Consider the following 2,784-nt stretch of genomic DNA (forward strand, 5'->3'; position numbering starts at 1 on the left):
CGTTCTGACGAACTTTCCCCTTCCGCTGTCCGACATGGGCGACATCCTCGGCGGCGGCCTAATCCTAACGCTCGGTTCCTTCATGATCACGCTCGCAGGCCTCGAAACGCGGAGCGCGTATGGCGGCATCGGTTCCAGCCGGGCGGTCATGGTCACCATCCTTGCCGAGCCAACGCTGATTCTTGTTTTCGTCGGGATCACGCTTCTCGCGAAAGCGATGCTGCCCTTCGTCGTCAACCACCTCCTCGTGGCCGAGCCTTCCGTCTACTGGGGACCAACGCACCTCTTTCTGGTCGCCGCCTTCTTCGTCCTGCTGCTGGTCGAAACCGACCGCCTGCCCATCCACTCAAACACTCACATCGAAATCTACATGATCGATGAGGCGCGTATTCTCGAATATTCTGGCCCAATGCTCGCAATTCTGAAATGGGCGTCGATGATGAAGCAGTTCATCCTCTACACGATCTTTTCCAATGTGCTGCTGTTCCCCTGGGGGCTGTCCTACCGGGGCACGCCCCTTGGCGTCGCCGGCTCGATTGTCGCGCTTCTCACCAAATTCCTTGTTGTGGCCTGCGTCGTCGTCGTCGTGGATACGATCCAATCCCGCCTTCGGTTCTACCGCTATCAGGAGCCGCTCGCCGCATCGTTCCTGCTCGCTATCCTCGCCATCGTCGGCACGCAACTGAGCTGACACCATGCTTGCGGCGCACCTCGATCCCCTTGCCGCGTCGTTGTTCAGCCTCCTCGCGGTCGGCAGTTTACTGCTTTCGTTCGTCATGCTCGGCTCACGCTGGCTGCGGCATTACCTCTATGCGTTCGCGGCCCAGTCGTGGCTCATCGCGCTACTGTCGGCCGCGGTCGGATTCTACGGCAACTACTCCGAGCTCTATATCGTGGCCATTCTCACGGCTGCGTTTCGAGGTCTGCTACTGCCCTATCTGCTCCTGCGGATCATTCGCCGGCTCAAGATCAGCCGCGAAGTTCACGTCATCCTGCAGGCAAGCTCGAGCCTGGTCATCGGCGCATTCGCTGTGATTTTCGCGCTCGCAGTTTCCTACCGCATCGGGGCGGCCCTCAACCTCGCGGGAACGGTCGCGGTCCTCGCGCTCACCGTCATGCTGTCGATGAAACTCATCGGCTTCCAGATGCTCGCCGTTCGGCATGAGGCCATCAGTCAGATTCTTGGCCTCCTCGTGCTGGAAAATGGAGTGTTCCTCGGGGCGCAAATCCTCGTGCCGGGTATGCCGTTGCTCATCGAGATCGTCATTCTCTTCGATCTTCTCGTCGTGGTGGCGTGCTTCGGTGTCCTTGTTCGATACCTTTTGACCCACGTCGGAACGACGAGTTCCCTTGAGCTCAAGCGATTGGTGGGCTGATGAGCGCGATAGGGTCGCTCAGTCTCGCCATGGTCCTAGCGCCTGCCACCGCGATCGTCCTCATTTTGGTCATCGGACGGTCTCGGCCTGCGGAGATGATCAATCTGATCGCCAGCGCCATCTCGCTCGCTTCGATCATGGCGATATTGCTGATTTCTCCGGTCAGAACGACCGCGTTCTGGAACGGATATGTCGTCATCGACGGCCTTGGCGTTTGGACCATTCTATGCGCCGCGATCGTGTACTTCCTGGCGTCGATTTATGCTGTCGGTTACATGCGCCTACTGGGTGGGTCCGAGCGCCTTCATCGCTTCTACGCCATGTTTGCCGGTTTCGCCCTCAGCACGCTGATCGGCCCGATGATGAACAACGCCGGCCTCTATTGGATAGCGGTCGAGGTGACGACGCTCATCAGCACCTTCCTAGTCGCCTACGAGCACGAAGCGACCAGCATCGAAGCCGCCTGGAAATACATCATTATCGTTTCGGCCGGAATCAGCCTGGCGCTGCTCGGGACCATCCTGTTTTATTGGAGCGGCACATTCGTTCTCGGGCCCACGTACGACATGACCTGGGATGCGCTGCGTCTGATCGCTCCCCGCCTGAACCCGGCGCTCGCGTCGCTCTCCTTCCTCCTTGTGCTCATCGGTTTCGGCACAAAAGCTGGCTTGGCGCCTATGCATACGTGGTTGCCCGACGCTCATAGCGAAGGCCCTGCGCCCGTGTCGGCTCTGCTGTCCGGCGCGTTGCTCAATACCGCGATGGTCGGCATCGTCCGCTACCTCGCCGTCGCGGACGCGGCGGGAACCTCAACTCTCTCGCGAGGCGCGCTCGTGGCGTTGGGCGCCTTCTCGCTCTTCGTCGCGGCCCTCTTCATCGTCCGCCAATCCGGACTGAAGCGCCTGATGGCCTATTCCAGCGTCGAGCATATGGGCGTGATCGCTCTCGGCTTCGGGTTCGGAGGTTCGCTTGGCGTCGCGGGCGCACTCTATCACATGGTTAACCATTCGCTGAACAAGTCTGCGATGTTCTTCGGCGCCGGCAGCATCATGCGTGCCTATGGCACAAAACGCATTCCGAGCATTCACCTGGTCGGCCAGAACTATCCCGTTCTCGGCGGTCTGTGGCTCGCGGGCGCCGTCGCAATCACGGGCGCGCCGCCCTTTGCATTGTTCCTCAGCGAATTGGCGATGATTCGCGCTGGCCTTGCCGTATCCCACTGGCTCCTTGTGGCTCTGATCGCCATCCTGCTGGTCGTCATTTTCGTCGGCTTCCTCAATCATTTTGGCTCAATTAGCGTTAAATAGGCATGGCCGCTCTGATCTGGGGGCCGATGGCGGCATTCAGGCAGGCGCTGGGTGTCGGGGAGCGCCCGATCCCGGTGAGGTGGAACCAGCGCAGATAGTTG

At 60.2% G+C, this 2,784-nt stretch carries 3 protein-coding genes; all 3 read left to right on the forward strand.

The genetic code is table 11. The features are described from left to right. On the forward strand, positions 1-691 hold a 691-nt coding region (locus ACLP25_RS23630), incomplete at its 5' end, for a respiratory chain complex I subunit 1 family protein (RefSeq protein WP_442471573.1). A gap of 4 nt (positions 692-695) precedes the next feature. Further along, entirely contained in the window at positions 696-1,376 is a 681-nt protein-coding gene (locus tag ACLP25_RS23635) for a hypothetical protein (RefSeq protein ID WP_442471574.1), read from the forward strand. Then, on the forward strand, positions 1,376-2,683 hold the full coding sequence (locus ACLP25_RS23640) for a proton-conducting transporter transmembrane domain-containing protein (RefSeq protein ID WP_442471575.1): 1,308 nt from the start codon (positions 1,376-1,378) through the stop codon (positions 2,681-2,683). The genes ACLP25_RS23635 and ACLP25_RS23640 overlap by 1 nt, the downstream gene beginning before the upstream one ends. Positions 2,684-2,784: the final 101 nt, after the last annotated feature.

The organism is Roseiarcus sp. (genome assembly GCF_052145395.1).
GTDB lineage: Bacteria > Pseudomonadota > Alphaproteobacteria > Rhizobiales > Beijerinckiaceae > Roseiarcus.

Coding starts and splice junctions, on each gene's coding strand:
- ACLP25_RS23635 (WP_442471574.1), top strand. CDS start 696: ATGCTTGCGGCGCACCTCGATCCCCTTGCCGCGTCGTTGTTCAGCCTC.
- ACLP25_RS23640 (WP_442471575.1), top strand. CDS start 1,376: ATGAGCGCGATAGGGTCGCTCAGTCTCGCCATGGTCCTAGCGCCTGCC.